Below are 23,763 nucleotides of genomic sequence, written 5' to 3'. Positions count from 1 at the left end.
CTTCCCTTGTGCTGAGCTTGGACCAGCCCTGCGTCCTGCGCGGGCTGGTCTCGCATTGGCCCGTGGTTCAGGCCGCGGGGCAGGGCGCTGATGCGGCGGCTGCGTGCTTGCAAAGCCACTGGCGCGGCGCCACCGTCGGCGTCTTCCAGATGGCGCCCGAGACTGGCGGTCGTATCGCCTATACCGAGGATTTCAGCGGCTTCAACTTCAGCCGCCAGATCCTGCCTTTCGATCAGGTTCTGGCTCAGTTGCTGGCCGGGCAAGACCTGGCCCCCAGCCTCAGCCCCTATCTCTACATGGGCTCGACCACGGTCGACACCTGCCTGCCCGGCTTTGCCGCCGAACATGGCCTGGTCATGGACACGCCCGAGGCGCCGCTGGCCAGCCTCTGGATGGGCAACCGCATCACCGTGCCCGCGCACCAGGACTGGCCGTCCAATATCGCCTGCTGTGCTGCTGGCCGCCGCCGCTTCACCCTGTTCCCGCCCGATGCGGTCGGGGATCTCTACGTCGGCCCGCTGGATCTCACGCCCGCCGGCCAGCCCATCAGCCTGGCCAACCCGTCCGCGCCCGATCTGCAGCGCTTTCCGCGCTTTGCCAAGGCCCTGGCGCGTGCCCAGGTGGTCGAGCTGGAGCCGGGCCATGCGATCTACATTCCCAGCCTGTGGTGGCACCAGGTCGAAGGGCTGAATGACCTGAATGTGCTGATCAACTACTGGTGGCGGCGCAGCCCGGACTGGTCCGATTCGCCCAACACCGCGCTCTGGCTGGCCCTGGCCACGGTGCGCGATCTGCCGCCGGCCGAGCGTGCGGCCTGGCGGGCCTTGTTCGACCACTACGTCTTTGAGGCCGATGCGCAGACGGCGGCCCACATTCCGGCGTCGGCACGCGGCCTGCTGGCGCCTTTCACCGAGCCGGGCATGCGCCGCATGCGCGCCTGGCTGCTCAAGAAACTCAATCGCTAGGTCCCCGCCATGAGTGTCCAAACCTTGTATTCCGACGGCGCCCGCCCGGTGCGCCGGGTCGTCATCGCCGGTGGCGGCACCGCCGGCTGGATGGTGGCCGCCCTGATGGGCAAGCTGATGGGCAAGTTGCTCGACATCCGCCTGGTCGAGTCCGAGGAGATTGGCACCGTCGGCGTCGGCGAAGCCACCATCCCGGCCCTGCACACCTACCACGAGCTGCTGGGCCTGAACGAGGCGGAGTTCATGGCCGCCACGCAGGCGACCTTCAAGCTCGGCATCAAGTTCGAAGGCTGGAAGGAGCCGGGCCAGGACTACATCCACTCCTTCGGCCTGACCGGCAAAGACCACTGGAGCGCCGGCTTCCAGCATTTCTGGCTCAAGGGCCGCGAGCGCGGTCTGGCGGCGCCCTACGGTGACTACTGCCTGGAGCTGCGCGCCGCCGAAGAACAGCGCTTTGCCCACCTGCCGAACAACGGCATGAACTACGCCTACCACCTGGATGCCACGCGTTATGCCCGCTTTCTGCGCGGCCTGGCCGAGGCCCATGGCGTGCGCCGCATCGAGGGCAAGATCGCCGCCGTGCTGCGGGAGCAACCGGGCGCGGGCGATCTGACGGCCTTGCAGATGGAAGACGGCAGCCGCATCGAGGGCGACCTCTTCGTCGACTGCACCGGCTTCCGCGCCTTGCTGCTGGGCCAGACCCTGGGCGTGGGCTATGAAGACTGGACCCATTGGCTGCCCTGCGACCGCGCCGTGGCCGTGCAGACCGCCTCGGTGCGCGAGGCGCCGCCCTACACCCGCTCGATCGCCCACCCCTTCGGCTGGCAATGGCGCATCCCCCTGCAGCACCGCGTGGGCAACGGCCTGGTCTACAGCAGCCGCGAGCTCTCGGACGCCGACGCGCCCGACATGCTGCGCCGCCATGTCGAGGGCGAGCTGATCACTGAGCCGCGCCTCTTGCGCTTCCAGCCGGGCCAGCGCCACGAGGTCTGGCACCGCAACTGCGTGGCCATGGGCCTGGCCAGCGGCTTCATCGAGCCGCTGGAATCCACCAGCATCCATCTGGTGCAGCGCGCGGCCATCCGGCTGATGCGCCTGTTCCCGGCCGGTGGCATCCGCGAGGTGGACGTGCGCGAGTTCAACCAGCAGACCACGCAGGACCTGCAGCACATCCGCGATTTCATCATCCTGCACTACCACGTGACCGAGCGCGACGATTCGGCCCTGTGGCGCCATGTGCGCACCATGGCCGTGCCCGAGACCCTGCGCCACCGCATCGAGCTGTTCCGCGAGACGGCGCGCGTGTTCCGCCCGCTGGACGAGCTGTTTGCCGAAAACTCCTGGATCCAGGTCATGATGGGCCAGGGCATCAGCCCGCAGCATCACCACCCGGTGGCCGATCTGATGGGGGACGCCGAGCTCTCGCAATTCCTCAACAACATCCGCAGCCAGGTCAGCCGCCAGCTGGCCGGCCTGCCGCCCCACCAAGCCTATGTCGAGCGCCTGTGTGCGCCGTATCGCGCGGCGGCCTGAGCGCCGCGCTGTTTCCTTTTGCTCACTGACCACCTGCCATGTTGACTCCCGTTCCGAGCCCGGACACCTTCCCCCGCCTGCTGGCCGATATCGGCGGCACCAATGCCCGCTTTGCCTGGGTCGATGCGCCGGGCGCCCCGCTGCGCGCCTGCGCGATCTATCGCGGTGCCGAGCATGCCTCGCTGGCCGCAGCCGTCGAGGCCTATTTGCAGCAGCAGGGCCTGCCGCGGCCCCAGGCCCTGGCCATCGGCATCGCCTATCCGATCAGCGGCGATGAGGTGCGCATGACCAACGGCGCCTGGTCGTTTTCGATCAGCGGCCTGCAGCGCGAGCTGGGGCTCAAGCGCCTGACGGTGATCAACGACTTCGCCGCCCTGGCCCTGGGCATCCCGGATCTGCAAGCGGCGCAGCTGCATGCGCTGGGCCCCGGCGAGGCTGTGGCCGGCGCGCCGCTGGCCGTGATCGGCGCCGGCACCGGCCTGGGCGTGGCCGGTCTGATGCCGCTGCCCGGCGGCGGCTGGTGGCCGGTGTCGGGCGAGGGCGGCCATGCCACCCTGGCCGGGCTCGATGATTTCGAAGATGCTGTGATCGCCCGCCTGCGTGCTCGCTTCGGCCATGTCTCGGCTGAGCGTGCGCTCTCGGGGCCGGGCCTGGTGAACCTCTACCAGGCCTGCGCCGAACTGACAGGCCAGCCGGTCGTCAACCTGGAGCCCGCCGAGGTGCTCAGCCGCTCCGAGGCGGGCGACGCCACGGCTGCCCAGGCCATCGCCCTGTTCTGCGGCTTCCTGGGCAGCATGGCCGGCAACGTCACCCTGACCCTGGGCGCCCGCGGTGGTGTCTACATCGGCGGCGGCATCGCGCCGCGCCTCTTGAAAGAGCTGCGCAGCTCCACCTTCCGCAGCCGCTTCGAAGGCAAGGGCCGCCTGTCCGGTTTCCTCACGCCGATTCCCTGCCACGTCATCGACGCGGCGGTGTCGCCGGCGCTGGAGGGTGCGTCTCGGGCGCTGGACTTGGGTTTGTAATTCTCGTCTCAGGCGGCTCCGGCGGCTCAGCCCCCCACCCATGAAAAAGCCGGCACCAGGCCGGCTTTGCGCATCTCAAGACACGATCAGGGCAGCACAACGATGCTGCCTTCGCGCTCGACCAGCGCAGCCAGTTCGCCGGTGAAGACCAGGGCGGTGGCGGCTTCAATGCTGGGGGCCAGGTAGTGGTCGGTGGGCATGGCCGGGCTGGTCTTGCGCACCAGGGCATGCACCTCTTCCAACGCGGCCGAGCTCTTCAGCGGGCGCAGGAACTCGATGCCCTGGGCGGCGGCCAGCAGCTCGATGCCGATGATGTGGGCGGTGTTGTCCAGCATATTGCCCAGACGGCGCGCGCCGAAAGTGGCCATGGAGACATGGTCTTCCTGGTTGGCGCTGGTGGGCAGGCTGTCCACGCTGGCCGGGTGGGCCAGGCTCTTGTTCTCGCTGGCCAGGGCCGCGGCGGTGACGTGGGCGATCATGAAGCCCGAGTTCAGGCCGGCGTTCTCGGTCAGGAAGGGCGGCAGGCGCGAGACGCTGGCGTCGATCAGCATGGCGATGCGGCGCTCGGCGATGGCGCCGACTTCGGCAATCGCGCAGGCCAGCGCGTCGGCAGCCAGGGCCACCGGCTCGGCGTGGAAGTTGCCGCCCGAGACCATGGCGCTGCTGCCGTCGTCGGCCGCGAACACCAGCGGGTTGTCGGTCACGGCATTGGCTTCGCGGATCAGCACATCGCGGACATAACGCGCCTGATCCAGGCATGCGCCCATGACCTGCGGCTGGCAGCGCAGGCAGTACGGGTCTTGCACGCGCTCGTCGCCTTCCTTGTGCGACTCGCGGATGGCGCTGCCAGCCAGGATCTGGCGGTAGGCGCGGGCGGCCTCGATCTGGCCGGGCTGGCCGCGCACCTCGTGGATGCGCGGGTCAAACGGGCCGTCGCTGCCGCGGGCGGCGTCCAGGCTCAGCGCACCGGAGACGATGGCCGAGGCATAGACCTGCTCAAAGCGGATCAGGCCTTCCAGCGCCAGGGCGGTGCTGGTCTGCGTGCCGTTGATCAGGGCCAGGCCTTCCTTGGCCTGCAGCACCAGGGGCGCGATGCCGTGTTTTTGAAGCTCGGGCAGGGCGGGGACGCGTTGGCCATCGACCAGCATTTCGCCTTCGCCCAGCAGGGCCAGGGTCATGTGCGAGAGCGGGGCCAGATCGCCCGAGGCGCCGACCGAGCCTTGTCCCGGCACGTACGGGATGAGGCCGGCATTGAAGACGTCGAGCAGGCTTTGCACCACCTCGGGGCGCACGCCCGAGTGGCCGCGGGCGAGCGAGGCGGCCTTGGTGGCCAGCATCAGGCGCACGACTTCGGGCTGCAGCGGCGCGCCGACGCCAACGCAGTGCGAGCGGATCAGGTTGAACTGCAGCGTGGCCAGCTCTTCCTTGCTGATGCGCTTGGAGGCCAGCTTGCCGAAGCCGGTGTTGACGCCGTAGACGGGCGCGTCGCCGGCCGCTGCCGCCTGCACCACGGCAGCGCTGCGGCGGATGATGGCGTCAGCGCTGGCGTGCAGGCTCAAGGTGATACCGCCGCTGCGGATCTGGCGCAGCTGGGCCAGGGTCAGCTGGCCGGGGGTGATTTCGATAGATGGCATGAAAGTATCCGTTCTTGTGTTTCCGAGTAGAGCCCGAGGATCCGGCTTTGCCGGGACTGCGGGCTCGCCCCCTTGAGGGGGCTCGCGTAGCGAGTACGGGGTGGGCTCAGCTCACAGCATGGGCATGTTCAGACCGCGCTCACGTGCCGTGGTCTTGGCGATCTCATAGCCGGCATCGGCATGGCGCATCACGCCGGTGCCGGGGTCGTTGTAGAGCACGCGCGAGAGGCGCTGGGCGGCGGCATCGGTGCCGTCGGCCACGATGACCACGCCGCTGTGCTGGCTGAAGCCCATGCCCACGCCGCCGCCATGGTGCAGCGAGACCCAGGTGGCGCCACCGGCGGTGTTCAGCAGCGCGTTCAGCAGCGGCCAGTCGGACACGGCGTCCGAGCCGTCCTGCATGCTTTCGGTTTCGCGGTTGGGGCTGGCGACCGAGCCGCTGTCCAGATGGTCGCGGCCGATGACGATGGGGGCCTTGAGTTCGCCGTTCTTCACCATCTCATTGAAGGCTAGGCCGGCGATGTGACGCTCGCCCAGGCCCAGCCAGCAGATGCGCGCCGGCAGGCCCTGGAAGGCGATGCGCTCCTTGGCCATGTCCAGCCAGCGATGCACATGGGCGTGGTGGGGGAAGAGTTCCTTGATCTTGGCGTCGGTCTTGTAGATGTCTTCCGGGTCGCCGGACAGCGCCACCCAGCGGAAGGGGCCGCGGCCTTCGCAGAACTGCGGGCGCACGTAGGCGGGCACGAAGCCGGGGAAGTCGAAGGCGTTCTTGACACCTTGCTCGAGCGCCACCTGGCGGATGTTGTTGCCATAGTCCACGGTCGGGATGCCCATGGCCTGGAAGTCCAGCATGGCTTGCACATGGACCGCGCAGCCACGCGCCGCAGCGGCCTTGAGGTCGGCATGCTGGGCTGGGTCGGCGGCCGCAGCCTTCCACTGCTCCACGGTCCAGCCGGCCGGCAGATAGCCGTTGATCAGGTCGTGGGCGCTGGTCTGGTCGGTCACCAGATCGGGCTTGATGGCGGTGCCAGCCTTGGCGCGACGCACCAGCTCCGGCAGGATCTCGGCGGCATTGCCCAGCAGGGCGATGGAGATGGCCTTGCCTTCGGCCGTGTATTTGGCGATGCGAGCCAGGGCGTCGTCGAGGTCGGCGGCTTGCTCGTCGACATAGCGGGTCTTCAGGCGGAAGTCGATGCGCGATTGCTGGCATTCGATGTTCAGCGAGCAGGCGCCGGCAAAGGTGGCGGCCAGGGGCTGGGCGCCGCCCATGCCGCCGAGACCGGCGGTTAGCACCCAACGGCCGGTCAGCGAGCCGCCGTAGTGTTGGCGGCCGGCTTCGGCGAAGGTTTCATACGTGCCTTGCACGATGCCCTGGGTGCCGATATAGATCCAGCTGCCGGCCGTCATTTGGCCGTACATCATCAGGCCCTTGCGGTCGAGCTCGTTGAAGTGTTCCCAGTTGGCCCAGTGCGGCACCAGATTGGAGTTGGCGATCAGCACGCGCGGTGCGTCCGCATGGGTCTTGAACACGCCAACCGGCTTGCCCGACTGCACCAGCAGGGTCTCGTCGGCTTCCAACTTCTTGAGCGATGCCAGGATGGCTTCGAAGCAGTCCCAGTTGCGGGCGGCCTTGCCGATGCCGCCGTAGACGACCAGGGCGTCCGGGTTCTCGGCAACCACCGGGTCCAGATTGTTCTGGATCATGCGGAAGGCGGCCTCGGTCAGCCAGCTCTTGCAGCTGAGCTGGGTGCCGGTGGGGGCGCGCACGACGCGCGGCTGGGCAGAGGTCTTGGGCGTGGTCGACGGTGAGGACATGACGGGCTCCTATGGGGCTGCGGAATGTGGCGAACTCTAGTTGTCTATACAAGTAAAGTCAACTACGATCCGGCCATGGTCAGAAAATCGCCCGCCAGCCCGGAACCGCAGTACCTGAAGGTGCAGAACCATCTGCGCGAGCGCATCGCTTCGGGCCACTGGGTGGCCGGTGATTTGCTGCCCTCCGAGGCCGAACTGGTGCAGACTTTTGGCGTCAGCCGCATGACGGTGAACCGCGCCCTGCGCGAGTTGCACCAGGAGGGTTTGATCGAGCGGGTGCAGGGCGTGGGCACTTTTGTGGCCCAGCTGCACCGCATCTCTTCGACCCTGACCGTGCGCGATGTGCACGACGAAATCGCCGAGCGCGGCCACCGCCACGAGGCCGTGCTGCACCGCCTGGAGACTCTGAAGGCCACGGCCGAGCAGGCGGCCGAGTTCGAACTGCCGGCCGGCGCTGAGCTGTTTCACAGCGTCATCGTTCACCTGGAAAACGGCGTGGCCATCCAGTGCGAAGACCGCCTGGTCAACCCGCTCTGCGCGCCGGACTACCTGGCCCAGGACTTCAGCCAGAGCACGCCCACCCACTACTTGTTACAAGTTGCCCCCCTCAGCGAGGCCCGCTACACCATCGAATCGACGCTGCCGAGCGAATCCGAGGCTAAGCTTCTGGGCATTTCGCGGCGCGACCCCTGTCTGGTGGTCAAGCGCAGCACCCTGAGCCGCGGGCGCATCGTCACCACCGTCCGTTTGACCCACCCCGGCTCGCGTTATCTGTTGCAGGGGAGTTTTCAGGCATGAGCACAATGATCGGCCGCCCGGAATTGGGCGTGCACCCGCTTGGCGGGTCGGAGCGCAGCGACGGGGTGCACCCATGAGTTGGAGTGTGATCAGCGCGGAAGATTTGGCGCCGCAGCCATGGAAAAACGGCGGCGGGCAGACCCGCGAGCTGTTGGCCTGGCCACATCCCAGCGACTGGATCGTGCGCCTGAGCGTGGCCGATATCGAGCGCGACGGGCCGTTCTCGGCCTTCGAAGGCATCCAGCGCTGGTTCGCCGTGCTGCGCGGCGATGGCGTGCGCTTGTATGAGTACGAGCTGCGCGTCGGCGACGAGTTGCTGAGTTTCGATGGCGCCCTGGCGCCTGAGTGCAGCCTGATCGGCGGCGCCACCCGCGACTTCAATCTGATGCACCGGCGCAGCCGCGGCCGCCTGCTGGTGCAGCCGGCCGATCACCCCTTTCTGCCCGAGGCGGGCAACAGCCGCTGGTTCGGCTTGTTCACCGCCGGCGGAGGCCTGCTCAGCCATGGCGCGCGTGCCATGCCGCTGCGCCCCTTGAGCCTGGCCTGGTGCGAAAGCCCGGCGCGGCAGAGCTGCATTTTTGATGGCGAAGGTGCCGCCTGGTGGATGGCCTGGAGCGAGGCCGAGGACACCGGCGGCTGATGAGGCAATAGGCAAAGCAACACGCAGGAGCGCTATGACCATGAAGACGCAGCTGTGGACCGGTGGCCGTTTGGCCACGCTGGCGGGTGACACCGCCTGGGGTTGGGTGGAGCAGGGCGCTGTGCTGACCCAGGGCGAACACATCCTCTGGGTCGGCGCCGCCGCCGACCTGACGCCCGAGCTGCGCGCCACCGTGGCTCAGACCCACGATCTCGGCGGCGCCGTGGTGACCCCGGGCTTGATCGACTGCCACACCCATCTGGTCTACGGCGGCCAGCGCGCGCGCGAGTTCGAGCTGCGCCTGCAGGGTGCCAGTTATGAAGAGATCGCCAAGGCGGGTGGCGGCATCCGCTCCAGCGTCGCTGCCACGCGCCAGGCCACCGAGCACCAGCTCTACGCCCAGGCCGCCCACCGGCTGCTGAACCTGCTGAAAGAAGGCGTCACCACGGTCGAGGTGAAATCGGGCTATGGCCTGAGCCAGGCCTCGGAAGCCAAGATGCTGCGCGTGGCGCGGCGCCTGGCCGGCCTCGGTGTCGAGGTGCGCACCACCTACCTGGGCGCCCATGCCCTGCCGCCGGAGTTTGACGGCCGGGCGGACGAATACGTGCAAGCCGTCTGCGACTGGCTGCCCCTGCTGCAACGCGAGGGCCTGGTCGATGCCGTCGATGCCTTCTGCGAGGGCATCGGTTTCTCGCCGGCCCAGACGCGCAAGATCTTCGAGGCCGCGCGCGCCGCTGGCCTGCCGGTCAAGCTGCATGCCGAACAGCTCAGCGACCAGGGCGGCAGCCAGCTGGCGGCCGAGTTCAAGGCCTTGTCCTGCGACCACCTGGAGTACCTGAGTGCCGAGGGTGTGGCCGCCATGGCGGCCGCTGGCACCGTGGCCGTGCTGCTGCCGGGCGCCTACTACTTCCTGCGCGAGACGAAACTGCCGCCGGTGCAGGCGCTGCGCGAGGCCGGTGTGCCCATCGCCATCTCCACCGACCACAACCCCGGCACTTCGCCCACGCTGTCCCTGCTGCTGATGCTGAACATGGCCTGCACCCTGTTCCGCCTGACGCCCGAAGAGGCGCTGCGCGGCGTGACCGTCAATGCGGCCCGCGCCCTGGGCCTGGCCGACCGCGGCCAGCTGGCCCCGGGCCAGCGCGCTGATTTCTGCCTCTGGGATGTGGAGCATCCCAATGAGCTGGCCTATTACTTCGGCCGCAACCCGCTGCGCCAGGTGGTGCGTGGCGCCAAGTTGCGCGGCTGACCGAACCCGAGACTGTCTGCCCCATCATGAGTCCTGTTTTCCAGCTGCGGCAGGGCCGCACGCCTTTGCTGATCAGCATGCCCCATGTGGGCCACCTGATTCCTGACGACCAGCGCGCGCGATACCAGCCCCGCGCGCTGGACAGCGAGGACACCGACTGGCATCTGGAGCGCCTCTACGGCGGAATCGCCGAAGAGCTGGGCGCCAGCCTGATCGTGCCGAGCTACTCGCGCTATCTGATCGACCTGAACCGCCCGCCCGAAGACACGCCCATGTATCCGGGTGCGTCCAACACCGAACTCTGCCCGACCCGCTTCTTCACCGGCGAGCCGCTCTACCTGGCCGGTCAGGAGCCCGATGAGGCCGAGAAGCTGCGCCGCCGCCAGCTCTACTGGCTGCCCTATCACCGTGCGCTCAACGCCGAGCTGCAGCGGCTCAAGAACCTGTTTGGTTACGCCTTGCTCTTCGACGCGCACAGCATCCGCTCCGAGCTGCCCTGGCTGTTCGAGGGCCGCCTGCCCGATCTGAATCTGGGCACGGTCGAGGGGCGCTCCTGCGCGCCCGAAATCACCGCCGCCCTGGGCCAGGTGCAGGCCAGCCAGAGCGCATACACCCAGGTGGTCAATGGCCGCTTCAAGGGCGGCTACATCACCCGCCACTATGGCCAGCCGGCCGAGCAGATCCACGCCGTGCAGCTGGAGATGTGCCAGCGCTGCTATATGAGCGAACAGCCGCCCTACGCCTACGACCCCGATCTGGCCGCCCAGATGCAGCCCTTGATCCGCCAGCTGCTGAGCGCCTTGCTGCAGTGGCAGCCCCAGAACCCACAGGCCTGAGCATGAACGCGATCAACAAGAAGTTCTGGGCGGCGCAAGCCTGGGTCGAAGGGCGCTGGCAGCACGATGTGCTGCTGGAGGTGGGTGCCGATGGCCATTGGCTGCACGTGCAGGCCGGCCAGGCCTGCCCCGAGGGTGCCGCGCGCCTGGAGGGCCCGGTCATCCCCAGCCTGGTCGACACCCACAGCCATGCCTTCCAGCGCGCTTTTGCCGGCCTGGCCGAGAGGCGCGAGGCGGGCGATGACGATTTCTGGTCCTGGCGCGACCGCATGTACGGCCTGGCCTTGCGCGTCACGCCCGAGCAGCTGCGTGACATCGGCGCCCAGCTCTATCTGGAGCTGCTGCAGGGCGGTTACACGCAAGTCTGCGAGTTCCACTACCTGCAGCATCAGGAAGACGGCAGCGCCTACCCCGACGAGCTGGCCATGAGCTGGGCCCTGGCCGACGCCGCCGCCGAAGTGGGCCTGGGCCTGACCCTGTTGCCGGTGCTGTACGCCCATGCCGGCTTTGCCGAGCCGGCCCTGCGCCGCGACCAGCGCCGCTTCGCCACCGATGCCGCCTGGGTCTGGCGCGCCAGCGAACGCATCCGCGCCGCCGGCCGGCCGCTGCTCCATGCCGGTGTGGCCCTGCATTCCCTGCGCGCCGCCCATGCTGGCGACATCCAGGAGCTGCAGGCCCTGGTCGGCGAGACCGACATCCCGATTCACATCCACATCTCCGAGCAGCAGCAAGAGGTGCGCGACTGCCTGGCCGCCACCGGCCAGCGGCCCATGCAGTTGCTTTGCAATGACTTCCAGCCCGATAGTCGCTGGCACCTGGTCCATGCCACCCACAGCACGCCTGAGGAAATCGCCCAGGTGGCGGCCACGGGCGCTTCGGTGGTGATCTGCCCCGGCACCGAGGGCAATCTCGGCGATGGCCTGTGCGATCTTTCCGGCTGGCTGGAGGCCGGCGTGCCCATCAGCATCGGCTCGGACAGCCACGTCACCCGCAACTGGGTGGAAGAGCTGCGCTGGTTGGAGTACGGCCAGCGCCTGGGTCTGCAGCAGCGCAATGTGGCGGCGGCCCCGGGCCGTGAGGCCAGCACGGCGGCGCGTTTGTTTGAAGCCGTGCGTGCTGGCAGCGCAGCGCCGGCCGGCTTCCAGCATTGGGGGCTGGAGGCCGGCGCCCGAGCCGACTTCCTGGTGCTGGACCCCTTGGCCAGCGGCGTCGCCGGTCTGCCCGATTCGGCCGTGCTGGACGGCCTGGTGTTTGCCTCCCAGGGTCAGGTCTTGCTGGAGGTCTATGTGGCCGGCCAGCGGCGCCTGCACCAGGGCCAGCATGAGGCACGCGCCGAGATTGGCGCCCGCTTCCTGAAGACCATGGCGGCCCTGGCCTGAGCGCCCGCGCCGGGGGTTTCGGGCGCCCGGCAGGCCATGCCGGATGTTGCGAATTGGTAGATTTCCCGCGCGCTTTTCTTGAGTGTGCGATTGGCGTTTCGAATATGCTCTGCGGGCAAAGGGTTTTTCACCTTTGGGAGCTGACGATGCTGAATCTCCAGGATTTCACGGTGCGCGCTCGTTTGTATGCCTTGGCGGCCGTGTCCATGTGCATGCTCTTGCTGGTTGGTGGGGCCGGCCTCTACAGCCTCAATGAGGCCAAGCAATCCTTCAAGCATTTTGTCGACAACGACAACCAGTCCTTGGTCCACGTCTCCAAAATGCGCGCCGAGGCGGGCAATTTGCGGCGCTACGAGAAGGACCTGGTGATCAATCTCGACGACGCTGCCGCCGTCGACAAATACCGTGCCGATTGGCGCCGGGCCTACGATGCCTTCTCCGCAGCGCAGAAACAATTGGCTGCCCTGAGCATCTCGCCTTCGGAGCGTGCGGTGATTCAGTCCATCGAAGAGGGGCTGAGGCAGTACCAGGCCGAGATGGACCCTTTCATGAACAAGCTGGGTCAAAAGGAGTTCCCGGATTCGGCCGCGGCCAACAAGGCCCTGGGCGCCGCCAAGAAGGCGATTCGTCCGGTTGAAGACAAGATGGCCGAATTGGTCAAGTTGATCGATCAGGATGCCGAAGAGGGTGTGGCCGAGATCGCCCGCCATGAGCAACGCACGCGCATGACCCTGATCTCCATCCTGGTCATCAGCCTGACCCTGATCGGCTTCTACACCTTCTTCAATCTGCGCTCCATCCTCGAGCCCCTGAGCGAAGTCAAGCAGTCGGCCGAGCGCATCGCCGGCCAGGATCTGAGCGAACGCATTCAGGTCAGCGGCCGTTCCGAGACTTCGGACCTGATGCGCGGCGTGCAAGCCATGCAAGAGTCCTTGCGCGAGGTCGTGGCCAAGGTGCGCAGCGCCACCGACAACATTGCCAATGCTTCGGCCGAGGTAGCGCTGGGCGGCAATGACCTCAGTCAGCGTACCGAGCAGGCGGCCTCGAACCTGGAGGAAACCGCTTCGGCCATGGAGCAGCTCACCGCCAGTGTCAAGCACAACGCCGAGTCGGCCCGCCAGGCCAACCAGATGGCGGCCGAAGCCGCCGGCGTGGCCCAGCGTGGCGGTGAGGTGGTGGGCGAGGTGGTCAGCACCATGAGCCGCATCAGCGCTTCGTCCAGCAAGATCAGCGACATCATCTCCACCATCGACGGCATCGCCTTCCAGACCAATATCCTGGCCCTGAATGCTGCCGTGGAAGCCGCCCGCGCCGGCGAGCAGGGGCGCGGCTTTGCGGTGGTGGCCAGCGAGGTGCGATCCCTGGCGCAGCGCAGCGCCGAGGCCGCCAAGGAGATCAAGGGTTTGATCACCGCCAGCAGCGAAAGCGTGGAGGCCGGGGCCGCCCTGGTCGAGCGCGCCGGCGGCACCATGCAGGATGTCATCGCCTCGATCGGGCGGGTCGGCAGCATCGTCGCCGAAATCAGCCATGCCACCGCCGAGCAAAGCACCGGCATTGGTCAGATCGGCCAGGCCATCAGCCAGCTTGACACTATGACCCAGCAGAACGCGGCGCTGGTCGAGGAGTCGGCTGCCGCAGCGCAGAGCTTGCAGACCCAGGCCGACGAGCTCTCGCGCGCGGTGGCGGTGTTCCGCCTCTGAGCCTCGGCCGCAAGCGCCGCACAGGCCCTGCCATCCCGACGGACAGGGCCTTTTCTTTGGAGCCTCAGCGGCCCGTGTCTGCGCCGCCGCGCACGAACTCACGCAGCTCCTGCGCCATGCGGGCCAGTGAAGGCGGGTGGATGTACATCATGTGCCCGGCCTCGAAATAGCTGACCTGGATCTTGCCGTGCAGGCTGCCGTGCAGGCCCAGGTGGCTGAGCGTGTAGTCGCCCGCCGCGTGCGGCGTGGCCAGGTCGTAGTAACCGCTGGCCACGTAGATGCGCATGTCCGGGTTGGCGTGCATGGCACGGCGCAGGCTGTCGCCGACATTGACGTACTTGCCCTCAAAGCCTTTCCAGGCCCAGGTGTTCCAGAGCGGCGCGATCACCAGATAGGGCTCATCGCGCTCGTACTTGAGCTGCTCGCGCAGCACACGGTTGATGCCCACGGCGTAGGCACCGACCAGGTTGTTCATGCCGGCATCGTCCTCGGGGTGCTCGCCGGCATCGTCGCGGTCCAGGCCCAGGAAGCGGCTGTCCAGCCGGCCCACGGTCTGGCCGCGCTCGCGCAGCAGCTCCTTGAAGAAGCGGAACTCGGTCGGCCGCAGATCGCAACGCAGCAGATAGGCCACGCTCAGGCCGCTGTAGGTCGAGAGGGTCTCTGCCACCTTCTGGCGCCGTTCGGGGCTCAGGCGTGAGCCCTGCATCAAGGCCAGCCAGTACTCGCCGTTGGCGAACTCCTCGGCCTCGCTGACGACTTGCTTCAGCGGCTTCTTCAGCTGCGCCGGTTTCAAGGCCTTGTGGTACCAGGCGGTGGCGGCGTAAGTGGGCAGGAAGAGCGGGAAGGGCAGTTCATTGCCGTGATCGAAACCGAGGGTCTGGAAGTCCACGGCCATGGACACCAGCATCAGGCCGTTGAGGTGGATGTTGTGCTTGTCCTGCAGATGGCGCGACAGGCCGGCGGCGCGGGTCGTGCCGTAGCTCTCGCCGATCAGGTACTTGGGGCTGGCCCAGCGAGCGTTGCGCGTCAGGTAGAGGCGGATGAACTCGCCCACGGCGTCGAGATCGCGCTGGTACTCGTGGTACTCAGCCAGCTTCTCGCCCTCCGCCACGCGCGAGTGGCCGGTGCCCACCGGGTCGATGAAGACCAGGTCGGAATCGCTCAGCAAGCTGAACTCGTTGTCGGTGAGGGCGTAGGGCGGGGCGCCGCATTGGCCCATCTCATCGGTGGGCACACGCTGGGGCCCGAGCAGCCCCAGATGCAGCCAGACGCTGGACGAACCCGGGCCACCGTTGAAACTGAAGGTCAGGGGGCGCTCCGAGGCCGAGGCGGCCTTCTTGCCCTCGCGTTTCAGCGTGTAGGCGATGAAGAACACGCTGGCGCGTGTCTTGTGCCCCTTGAACTGGCCTTTCTGGGCGCCCTCGGCTTCGCTGTGCACCTCTTGCAGCAAGAGCGTGCCGCAGGTGGCGGTGTATTCCAGCGTGCGCTTGCCCAGCACCAGCTTGTGTTCGGTGACCACCAGGTGTTCGACCGGCGGCTTGTGGTGGCTGTCGCTGGCAGGGGATGAAGCGGGATGTTCGGCCGAGGACATGGCTTTCCTTTGTGGGGTGGGCGTGGCGGGGCGATTAGAGTGTGGCCCATGCACTCTAGCGCGCCCTTGGCCCCGTCCGACTCCCCCTTGCTGGGGCTTGATTTCAGCAGCGCACCGACGCGCCGCAAACCCATCACCGTGGCTCAGGGCCGCCGCCAGGGTCAGGTCTTGCGCCTGGATGGTCTGCTGGCTTTTGAGACCCTGGCTCAGCTGTCCGAGTTCCTGAGCCGGCCCGAGCCCTGGCTGGGTGGCTTTGACTTTCCCTTCGGCCTGCCGCGCGAGTTGGTGCAGACTCTGGGCTGGCCGCAGGAATGGCGGGCCTTGATGGCGCATTACGGCGGCCTGAGCCGCGCCGAAATCCGCGCCACCTTTGCCGCGTTTTGTGACGCCCGCCCGGTGGGCCAGAAGTTCGCCCACCGAGCCTGCGACCTGCCGGCCGGCTCTTCGCCCAGCATGAAGTGGGTGAACCCTCCGGTGGCCTTCATGCTCCACGCGGGTGTGCCTGTGCTGCTGCAGGCCGGCGTGCACCTGCCGGGTCTGTGTGAGGGCGACCGCCAACGCGTGGCACTGGAGGCCTACCCGGGCTTGCTGGCGCGTGAGTTTCTCGGCCGACGCAGCTACAAAAGTGACGAGCGCGCCAAGCAGACACCGGAGCGCCTGATCGCCCGCAAGGACCTGGTCGATGCCCTGGAGCAGGGCCGCAGCCGCCTGGGTCTGCGCCTCAAGCTCAGCCACAGCCTGCGCGAGGCCTTGATCGACGATGCCAGCGGCGACCGGCTGGACGCTGTTCTGTGCCTGATGCAGGCCGGCTGGGCGCAGACCCAGCCAGACTACGGCCTGCCGGCGGCGATGGACCCGCTGGAAGGTTGGATCCTTAGCGCCTGAAACAAATTCGAACAGCTGCACCCAGCCGCGATGACAACCCGGCCCAGAGCGCCCGCGTTGCCAAGGCCAGGGACGCTAGAAAATCCACCATCGAGAGGGACGTTTGTGAATCGACAGCGCTTTGTACGAATGATGGGCGCCGCCTTGTGTCTGGGCGCCTTGCCTGCGGCTCGGGCACGCGACCGTGATTCCTGGGATGAGGGCGACTACCTGATCCTCCATGCCCGATACGGCACGGCACAGAATCATGTCGACGTCAGCGCGCAACTGCGTCGCCTCGCTCGCCGGGATGGCCACTTTCAGGTCAACAACGAGGTGCTGGGTGTGGACCCCGATCCCGGCGAACGCAAGACTTTGCGCATCATGACCCGCGATCGGGACGGGCAGCGGCGCCTGTTCGAGTATGCCGAGTACAGCCTGGTCGATGGCAGCCACTTCATCGGCTGGCGTCAGGGCGACTGGGGGCACGCCGAGGGTGGCAGCTGGGATTACATCGAGCACCGCGATCCGGGTTCACACGGCGGTGGACGTGGTCACGATGATGGGCGTTATGAGATCGTGCGCGCGCTCTATGGCACCGAACGCCATCAGATCGATGTGACGCAGGAGCTGCGCCGCGTAGCACGGCGCGACCGGCGCGTGCGGGTGGTCAACGACTTGTTCGGCGGCGCCGATCCGGCGCCCGGGCGACGCAAGACCTTGTGGCTGGACACGCGCACGCCCAGCGGCCGCCAGCGCCGCTTCGAGTATGAGGAAGGCAGCTGGATCGACGGCGAGATGTTCCTGGGCTGGGGCTCGGGTGGCCCTTGGCGCGAGGACGACAGCGGCCCGCCGCGGCCGGGATATCGGCCCCTTCGCATCATCAGCGCGCGCTACGGCGAGGGTGGCCGCAGCGCCGACGTCAGCGATCTGCTGCGCGCCCGGATTCAGCGCAACAGCCTGCGCCTGCGGGTGGACAACGGCTCCATGGGCGGTGATCCCTCACCGGGCCGGCGCAAGCAGTTGACGCTGACCTACGCCTTCGAGGGCGAGGACATCCGCCAGCTGCGTGTGGATGAAGGCGAGTGGCTGAGCCTGCCCTGAAGGCGGGACTCAAGCGAAACGCAGAATCTCTGCCAGTGGTTTGCGCGGCTTCTGCGGCCAGTTGCCTTCCGCGGCGTAGCCGACCGGCAGCAGCATCACCGGCAGGACCTCAGGCGCCAAGTCAAAAGCCAGGCTCAGTCCTTGGGCATCGAAGCCGCTCATGGGGCAGGACGCCAGCCCCATCCCCCCGGCGGCCAGCATCAAGGTCATGGCCGCCAGGGAGGCGGAGCGAATCGCCTCGTCGCGTTGCGCCTGCGCTTGCTGCTCCAGCGCGGCGGTGGCCATCTGCTGCCAGCTCTGGCTGACGGTGGCTGGCAACTGCCCGGCTGCGACCATGGGCTCCAGGGTCTGCGCCAACTGGCGGTGGGCGTTCAGGGTGCCACAGATGATGAAGGTGACAGCGGCGTCTTCGACCTTGTGCTGGCCATAGGCCAGCTTCGCGAGCCGGGCCTTGGCCTCGGCGGTCTGCACGGCGATGAACTGCCAGTTTTGCAAATGAAAGGCCGAGGGCGCCCGCCCGGCCAAACTGGCCAGCAACTCGATCTGGGCCGGGCTCATGCTGCGATGTCGATCAAAGTGGTTGCTGGAGGCGCGTTGTTCAATCAAGGTCTGGATGTTCATGGCATAGGGGCCTCAGGCCGGAAGTGATAGAGAAGACAGGGAAGGGGCTTGCGTTGCACATCGCCGTCAAGCCTTGGTGCCAGGTGCTGCGCTGCTCAGGCTGGCGCGCTGCACCAACGCGATGCTGATCAGCACGCCCAGAAAACCCAGTGCGCCGATCGGGCTAAGGCCTTGATCCAGCCAGAGCCAGCCCAGCAGCACGGCGCACAGCGGGCTCAGCAAGCCCAGGGACGCCACCGAAACGGGTGGCAGCAAGCGCAGGCCGCGGAACCACAGGACGTAGCTCAGCAAGGTGCCGATCAAGCTGAGGTAGAGGTAGGCGCCGGCTTCGCTCGCGCTGATCTGCGTCAGCGCCGGGTCCAGCCAGAGCGCCAAGGGCAGCAACATCAAGCCACCGAGCAGCAGCTGCCAGCCCGTCAGAGGCAGCACCGGCAAATTGATGCGCCAGCGTCGTGACAGAAACGTGCCTGCCGCCATGCAGGCGGCGCCAGCCAGGGCTGCGCTCACACCCACGGCATCCCAGGCCGCCCCGGGTGCCAGCAGCAAGGCGGCCATGCTCAGCACCCCGCCCGTGCCGGCCGCCAGGGCCAGGCGGCGCGGCCTCCGGCCATCCATCGCCCAGGCCATGGCCATCACCAAGAGTGGCTGGATGGCGCCCACCACCGCCGCCACGCCGCCGGGCAGGCGGTAGGCGGCCACGAAGAGCAAGGCCTGGAAGGCGCCGATATTGAGCGCTGAAAGCAGGGCCAGCGGACCCCAGTCTTGGCGTCTCGGCCACTGGCGAAAGCACAGCAGCAGCAAGAGCCCCGCTGGCAGGCTGCGCAGGGCGGCGGCGGTGAAGGGGCGGCCGGCTGGCAGCCATTCACTGGTCACCAGATAGGTCGTGCCCCAAATCAGAGGGGCGATAGCGGTCAGCAAGAGCTGCGTGCCGAGCGGAGTTTTTGTCGTGTTTGGCTTCATGGATTTATCTTGAATTCAAGATAAATATCGCAGGAGATAATCTTGAAGTCAAGATAATTTGGAGATCAGGCCATGGCACGAGAGACAAGCGCTGGCGCGGAGGACGCAGTCGATCGCATCCTGAAGCAATGGCAGGTGGAGCGGCCGGATCTGGCACTGGAAGCCATGGCCACGATTGGCCGCTTGAAGCGTTGCGCACAACTGCTGCAGCGCCGGCTGGAGGCTAGGTTCGAGCAGTTCGGCTTGAGTGCCTGGGAGTTCGATGTCCTGGCCACTTTGCGGCGCTCCGGCGAGCCCTATTGCCTCTCGCCCTCGGTTCTGCTCAATTCCCTGATGGTGAGCTCGGGCACCATGACCCATCGCATGCAGCGCCTGGAATCCGCCGGCTGGGTGGAGCGGGTACCTAACCCGGAAGATGCACGCAGCCTGCTGCTGCGCCTGTCACCTCAAGGCTTGGCCCTGATCGATCAGGCGGTGGAGGCTCATGTCGCCAACGAAGAGGCGATTCTGGCGCCGCTCAAGAGCAGCGAGTGGCGCGCCCTGGATGCTGGCTTGGTGGCCTTGCTGGCGACACTGGAGCCTGCGGCCTCCTGATTGGCCTGTAGTGCACCTGAGGCGCCGATTCGGCGGTGCTCGCATCCCGCGGCGCCGCCGAGTCCCGGTCGATCAGACTTACTTACTTGCGCATGAGGGTGGATTTGCCGAAGAGAGATTCGATCAAGTCCACCGCCACCTTGGCCGTCTTGTTCTGCAGGTCCAGCGCCGGGTTCAGCTCCATCACGTCCAGCGAGGCCAGGAAGCCGGTGTCGGCGATCATTTCCATGCAGAGCTGGGCTTCGCGGTAGGTCGGGCCGCCGGGCACAGTGGTGCCCACGCCGGGTGCGATGTCGGGGTCGAGGAAGTCCACGTCGAAGCTGACATGCAGATGGGTGTTGGCGTCCAGCGTGGCCAGGGCCAGCTCCATGGTGTGGCGCATGCCCATCTCGTCGATGTAGCGCATGTCGAAGACTTCCAGCTCCTGCTCGTTGACGAAGCGCTTTTCGCCGGCGTCCACGCTGCGGATGCCGATCTGGCGCACCCACTTGGGGCTGATGGCCGGCACCTTGCCGCCGATCTCGATCAGCTGCTGCGGGCCAAAGCCGCACAGGCAGGCGACCGGCATGCCGTGGATGTTGCCGCTGGGCGTGAGGGCGCTGGTGTTGAAGTCGGCGTGGGCGTCCAGCCAGAGCACGCGCAGCTTCTTGCCCACATCGCGGCAGTGCCGGGCCACGGCGCTGATCGAGCCCAGACCCAGGCAGTGGTCACCGCCGAGTAGGATGGGCATGCGGCCGGTCTTGAGTTCGGCGTAGACCGCGTCGTGCACGGTCTGGTTCCAGGCTGTCACCTCGTTCAGATGCCGGTAACCATCGACCGGCGGCAGCCAGGGGTTGGACGGGCCGCTGAGGTTGCCACGGTCCAGCACATCGACGCCGTGGCTCTGCAGCGCAGCGGCCAGGTCGGCCACGCGCAAGGCTTCCGGGCCCATGCTGGCGCCGCGGGCACCCGCACCGATGTCGGTGGGCGCGCCGATCAGGGAGACGGATCGAAGTGTGGTCATGTCAGTGGTCCTGTGTTGTTATGTGTGGGGTGGGTCGGGGAAGACGGTGTCAGTCGGCCGCGTCGCAGTCGAGCGCACCGGGGTTCATGTCGTATTCCGATTCGAGCAAGGCCCAGGCTTCCTCGGCGCTCTCGACGAAATGGAAGAGCTTCTCGTCGCCGGGGCTGATCATGCCGGTCTCGACCAGCCAGTCGAAGTTGATCAGCCGGGTCCAGAACTCGCGGCCGAACATCAGGATGGGCCGGCGCCGGCTCTTGCCCGTCTGGATCAGCGTCATGGTCTCGAACAGCTCGTCCAGCGTGCCAAAGCCGCCGGGGAAGCAGACCAGGGCCACCGAGCGCATCAGGAAATGCATCTTGCGCAGGGCGAAGTAGTGGAAGCGGAAGCACAGCTCCGGCGTGATGTAGGGGTTGGGGTGCTGCTCGTGCGGCAGCACGATGTTCAGGCCGATGCTCTTGCCGCCCACCTCGTAGGCGCCGCGGTTGCCCGCTTCCATGATGCCCGGGCCGCCGCCGGTGACCACATAGATCGGGTTGTGGCGCTGGGTGGAGACGGTGGTGACCAGGCTCGCAAAGCGCCGCGCTTCCTCGTAGTAATGGCTCATGGTGAGCTGCATCTCGGCGCGTTTGAGCACCTCGGCGTCGCCGCTCTGGCGGGCTTGCTCGACCTTCTGCTCGGCCGCTTCGCGCGGCAGGATGCGGGCGCTGCCGAACATCACGATGGTGGACTTGATGCCCAGCTCCTGCTGGATCAGCTCGGGCTTGAGCAGCTCCAGCTGCATGCGCACCGGGCGCAGATCGTCGCGCAGCAGGAACTCGTTGTCGTCAAAGGCCAGGCGGTAGGCGCTACCGGGCTGGTCGTAGTTGGGCTGCGGTACGCCGCGCCGCGCTTCCTGGACTTCTTCCTTGGCGCTGGGGAAATTGCGGGCGATCAGGGGTTTGCGCTTGTGGCTCATATCGGGTCATGGCCGCGGCGTGTTGGAAGCCGCTGCGGCAAGTCAGAGGCGGTGTGTCACCGCCGGGCGGCAGCTTACGGGAAGCTGCGAGGAATTTTCTTTCGTAAATTTCTTGGAAATCGATGTTTCGTGTGTGTTTCGGTCAGGCGCTGCGTTGGCAAACGCTGCAGCCGGGGTCTTTCTGCACGAGTATTTCGCTCCATTCCATGCGTTTGCCGTCCAGCATCAGCAGGCGGCCGGACAAGGGCTCGCCGGCTCCAAGCAGCACTTTCAGGGCCTCGGCGGCCTGCATGCTGCCGATGATGCCCACCAGCGGCGCCAGCACGCCCATCAGGGCGCAGTGGGCCTCTTCAAAGCGGCTGTCGGGGGGGAACAGGCAGGCGTAGCAGGGCGCGTGGCCGCTGCGGCTGTCGTATACGCTGATCTGGCCATGCCAGCCGGTGGCCGCGCCCGACACCAGGGGCACGCCGTGGCGCACGCAGGCGCGGTTGACCGCCTGGCGGGTGGCGAAGTTGTCGCAGCAGTCCAGCACCACATCGGCGCTGCCCACCCACTCATCGAGCAAGGCGGTATCGGCGCGCATCTGCAGCGTGCGCAGCTGGGGATCGGGGTTGATGGCGGCCATGGCCTCGGCGGCCGATTCGACCTTGGGGCGGCCGATGCGCGCTTGCGTGTGGGCGATCTGGCGCTGCAGATTGGTCAGCTCGACCGTGTCGTCATCGACCAAGCTGATGTGGCCGACGCCAGCGGAGGCCAGATAGAGCGCGGCCGGTGAACCGAGGCCGCCGGCACCGATGATCAGAGCCCGGGATTTCAGCAGGCGCTGCTGGCCTTCGATGCCGATCTCGTCCAGCAGGATGTGGCGCGAGTAGCGCAGCAACTGTTCGTCGTTCATGGCGCGAGCATAGCGCGCGGCGCCCATGAAAAAGGCCCGCTGGAGGGCGGGCCTGATCAGGGGAGCTGGGCTTACTCGGCCGTCTTGGCCTCGGCCTTGCGCTCCACCGCGGTCTTGGACACCAGCACCGGCTGGCCCTTGAGCTGGTTCAGGGCTTGCGCCAGCTGGAAGTCCTCGGCGCTGCCGAATTCGGGCAGGGGCTTGGGCGGCTCGTTCTTCTTGGCGTACTCGGCTTCCAGCTTCTGGCGCGCTTCCTCGCGGGCCTTCTCGCGGGCTTCGTCCTTGACCTCGTCCTTGCCGCCCAGGTGCTTTTCCAGATCGGCTTCGCGGGTGCGCAGGGCGGCGAAGACATTGCCTTCGGCGGTTTCGTCCAGCTGGATGTCGGGCACGATGCCCGTGGCCTGGATGGAGCGGCCGCTCGGCGTGTAGTAGCGCGCGGTGGTGATCTTGAGGGCCGTGTCCGGGCTCAGCTGGCGCACGGTCTGCACCGAGCCCTTGCCGAAGGTCTGGGCACCCATGATCAGCGCACGCTTGTGGTCTTGCAGGGCGCCGGCGACGATCTCGCTGGCCGAGGCCGAGCCTTCGTTGACCAGCACCACCAGCGGCACTTTTTTCAGTGCGGCCGGCAGGCGCTTGAGCGGGTCGTTGCCGCCGCGGCGCAGGTAGTAATCGGGGCTGGCCTTGAAGCTGGCCTTGGAGTCGGCGATCTGGCCGTTGGTGCTGACCACTTCGACATCCTTGCTCAGGAAGGCCGAAGAAATCGCCACCGAGGCCTCCAGCAGGCCGCCCGGGTCGTTGCGCAGATCCAGCACCAGACCCTTGAGATTGGGTTCCTGCTTGTAGATCTCTTCCAGCTTCTTGGCGAAGTCTTCGACCGTGCGGTCCTGGAACTGGCTCACTCGCAGCCAAGCGTAGCCGGGCTCCACCACTTTGCCGCGTACGCTCTGGGCGCGGATTTCTTCGCGCACGATGGTGACGGGGAAGCTGCGGTTCTCGCTCTTGCGGTAAATGGTCAGCTGCACCTTGGTGTTGAGCTCACCACGCATGCGCTTGACGGCCTGGTCCAGGCCCAGGCCTCGCACCAGGGTGTCGTCGATCTTGCTGATCAGGTCGCCGCTCTTGAGGCCGGCGCGGAAGGCGGGCGAACCTTCGATCGGCGAGACGATCTTGACCAGACCGTCTTCCATACCGATTTCGATGCCGACACCGACGAACTTGCCGGTCGTGCCTTCGCGGAACTCCTTGAAGTTCTTCTTGTCGAAGAACTGCGAATGCGGGTCCAGGCCAGACACCATGCCGGCGATGGCGTCGTTGATCAGCTTTTTCTCATCGACCGGTTCGACGTAATCGGACTTGACCATGCCGAACACGGCGGCGAGCTGTTGCAGCTCTTCCAGCGGCAGCGGCGAGAGACTGCTGCGGGCATTGGCCTGCAATTGCATCGTGGTCAACGCGCCTGCAACGGCGCCCAGAGCGAGCCAGCCGGCAACTTTCAATTTGGCACTCATGATGCGAGCCTGTCCTGTCGGTGAAATTCAGCAAGATCGTGGAATCTGAAGCGTAACAGTCGCGCCAAAACCACGCCTTCAGTATATGCCCGTGGGG

Annotated in this window: 21 protein-coding genes; 12 read left to right on the top strand and 9 right to left on the bottom strand. The window is 67.0% G+C overall.

Translation table 11 applies throughout. From position 1 onward, the window contains the following. Positions 1 to 8: 8 nt before the first annotated feature. Genes AC1Q6P_RS02010 through glk form a run of 3 tightly spaced genes read left to right on the top strand, consistent with a single transcriptional unit; the run spans position 9 to position 3,520 of the window. A complete protein-coding gene (locus AC1Q6P_RS02010) occupies positions 9 to 965 on the top strand; it encodes a cupin-like domain-containing protein (protein WP_492663038.1) in 957 nt (318 codons plus the stop codon). Between the two features lie 9 nt (positions 966 to 974). Then, a complete protein-coding gene (locus AC1Q6P_RS02005; RefSeq protein ID WP_492662812.1) occupies positions 975 to 2,498 on the top strand; it encodes a tryptophan halogenase family protein in 1,524 nt (507 codons plus the stop codon). Positions 2,499 to 2,536: 38 nt separating this feature from the next. Continuing rightward, positions 2,537 to 3,520, top strand: a complete 984-nt coding sequence (glk, locus tag AC1Q6P_RS02000) for a glucokinase (protein WP_492662811.1) — start codon at positions 2,537 to 2,539, stop codon at positions 3,518 to 3,520. Between the two features lie 86 nt (positions 3,521 to 3,606). Here the strand turns inward: glk and hutH are convergent, their stop codons facing one another. Then, entirely contained in the window at positions 3,607 to 5,154 is a 1,548-nt protein-coding gene (gene hutH, locus AC1Q6P_RS01995; protein WP_492662810.1) for a histidine ammonia-lyase, read from the bottom strand. A gap of 111 nt (positions 5,155 to 5,265) precedes the next feature. Next, complete coding sequence (gene hutU, locus AC1Q6P_RS01990) at positions 5,266 to 6,969, bottom strand: urocanate hydratase (RefSeq protein WP_492662809.1); 1,704 nt, start codon at positions 6,967 to 6,969, stop codon at positions 5,266 to 5,268. Positions 6,970 to 7,044: 75 nt separating this feature from the next. On the opposite strand from hutU, the gene hutC reads away from it, so the two are divergent. The 6 genes from hutC (at position 7,045) to AC1Q6P_RS01960 (ending at position 13,571) form a co-directional block, all read left to right on the top strand. Then, positions 7,045 to 7,767 carry a histidine utilization transcriptional repressor HutC gene (gene hutC, locus AC1Q6P_RS01985; RefSeq protein WP_102767532.1) on the top strand — a complete coding sequence of 241 codons (723 nt, stop codon included), beginning with the start codon at positions 7,045 to 7,047 and terminating at the stop codon, positions 7,765 to 7,767. A gap of 73 nt (positions 7,768 to 7,840) precedes the next feature. Then, on the top strand, positions 7,841 to 8,407 hold the full coding sequence (locus tag AC1Q6P_RS01980) for a HutD/Ves family protein (protein WP_171825767.1): 567 nt from the start codon (positions 7,841 to 7,843) through the stop codon (positions 8,405 to 8,407). Positions 8,408 to 8,447: 40 nt separating this feature from the next. Next, positions 8,448 to 9,656: an imidazolonepropionase gene (hutI, locus tag AC1Q6P_RS01975; protein WP_492662808.1), complete on the top strand. Its 1,209-nt coding sequence runs from the start codon at positions 8,448 to 8,450 to the stop codon at positions 9,654 to 9,656. A 26-nt stretch (positions 9,657 to 9,682) separates the two neighbouring features. Continuing rightward, entirely contained in the window at positions 9,683 to 10,492 is an 810-nt protein-coding gene (gene hutG, locus AC1Q6P_RS01970; protein ID WP_492662807.1) for an N-formylglutamate deformylase, read from the top strand. Between the two features lie 2 nt (positions 10,493 to 10,494). Beyond that, positions 10,495 to 11,871 carry a formimidoylglutamate deiminase gene (hutF, locus tag AC1Q6P_RS01965; protein ID WP_492662806.1) on the top strand — a complete coding sequence of 459 codons (1,377 nt, stop codon included), beginning with the start codon at positions 10,495 to 10,497 and terminating at the stop codon, positions 11,869 to 11,871. Between the two features lie 146 nt (positions 11,872 to 12,017). Next, positions 12,018 to 13,571, top strand: a complete 1,554-nt coding sequence (locus AC1Q6P_RS01960) for a methyl-accepting chemotaxis protein (RefSeq protein WP_492662805.1) — start codon at positions 12,018 to 12,020, stop codon at positions 13,569 to 13,571. A gap of 64 nt (positions 13,572 to 13,635) precedes the next feature. On the opposite strand, the gene AC1Q6P_RS01955 is transcribed toward AC1Q6P_RS01960, so the two are convergent. Then, positions 13,636 to 15,162, bottom strand: coding sequence for a S10 family peptidase (locus AC1Q6P_RS01955; RefSeq protein WP_492662804.1), 1,527 nt, complete (start codon positions 15,160 to 15,162; stop codon positions 13,636 to 13,638). 48 nt (positions 15,163 to 15,210) lie between these two features. On the opposite strand from AC1Q6P_RS01955, the gene AC1Q6P_RS01950 reads away from it, so the two are divergent. Further along, the gene (locus AC1Q6P_RS01950) at positions 15,211 to 16,047 is read left to right on the top strand and encodes a DUF429 domain-containing protein (protein WP_492662803.1); all 837 of its coding nucleotides are present in this window, start codon (positions 15,211 to 15,213) and stop codon (positions 16,045 to 16,047) included. 105 nt (positions 16,048 to 16,152) lie between these two features. After that, a complete protein-coding gene (locus AC1Q6P_RS01945; RefSeq protein WP_492662802.1) occupies positions 16,153 to 17,130 on the top strand; it encodes a hypothetical protein in 978 nt (325 codons plus the stop codon). Between the two features lie 9 nt (positions 17,131 to 17,139). On the opposite strand, the gene AC1Q6P_RS01940 is transcribed toward AC1Q6P_RS01945, so the two are convergent. Both AC1Q6P_RS01940 and AC1Q6P_RS01935 read right to left on the bottom strand, forming a co-directional pair. Beyond that, positions 17,140 to 17,751 (bottom strand): nitroreductase family protein, encoded by a 612-nt coding sequence (locus AC1Q6P_RS01940; protein ID WP_492662801.1) that lies wholly within the window; start codon positions 17,749 to 17,751, stop codon positions 17,140 to 17,142. A 66-nt stretch (positions 17,752 to 17,817) separates the two neighbouring features. Further along, complete coding sequence (locus AC1Q6P_RS01935; RefSeq protein WP_492662800.1) at positions 17,818 to 18,711, bottom strand: EamA family transporter; 894 nt, start codon at positions 18,709 to 18,711, stop codon at positions 17,818 to 17,820. A 72-nt stretch (positions 18,712 to 18,783) separates the two neighbouring features. On the opposite strand from AC1Q6P_RS01935, the gene AC1Q6P_RS01930 reads away from it, so the two are divergent. Next, complete coding sequence (locus AC1Q6P_RS01930) at positions 18,784 to 19,305, top strand: MarR family winged helix-turn-helix transcriptional regulator (RefSeq protein ID WP_171825776.1); 522 nt, start codon at positions 18,784 to 18,786, stop codon at positions 19,303 to 19,305. Positions 19,306 to 19,387: 82 nt separating this feature from the next. Here AC1Q6P_RS01930 and rocF read toward each other — a convergent pair whose 3' ends face one another. The 4 genes from rocF to AC1Q6P_RS01910 all read right to left on the bottom strand — a co-directional run bounded on the left by rocF (position 19,388) and on the right by AC1Q6P_RS01910 (position 23,666). Continuing rightward, on the bottom strand, positions 19,388 to 20,308 hold the full coding sequence (gene rocF / locus AC1Q6P_RS01925) for an arginase (protein ID WP_102767521.1): 921 nt from the start codon (positions 20,306 to 20,308) through the stop codon (positions 19,388 to 19,390). Positions 20,309 to 20,357: 49 nt separating this feature from the next. Next, positions 20,358 to 21,263: an LOG family protein gene (locus tag AC1Q6P_RS01920; protein WP_492662799.1), complete on the bottom strand. Its 906-nt coding sequence runs from the start codon at positions 21,261 to 21,263 to the stop codon at positions 20,358 to 20,360. 142 nt (positions 21,264 to 21,405) lie between these two features. Continuing rightward, entirely contained in the window at positions 21,406 to 22,158 is a 753-nt protein-coding gene (locus tag AC1Q6P_RS01915) for a HesA/MoeB/ThiF family protein (RefSeq protein ID WP_492662798.1), read from the bottom strand. Positions 22,159 to 22,229: 71 nt separating this feature from the next. Then, positions 22,230 to 23,666, bottom strand: a complete 1,437-nt coding sequence (locus AC1Q6P_RS01910) for a S41 family peptidase (RefSeq protein ID WP_102767518.1) — start codon at positions 23,664 to 23,666, stop codon at positions 22,230 to 22,232. Positions 23,667 to 23,763 lie beyond the last annotated feature (97 nt).

The organism is Roseateles sp. GW835-FHT13E02, from assembly GCF_058794035.1.
Note: the sequence above shows the minus strand (reverse complement) of the source record. Positions and strands in the feature narration are given on the sequence as shown.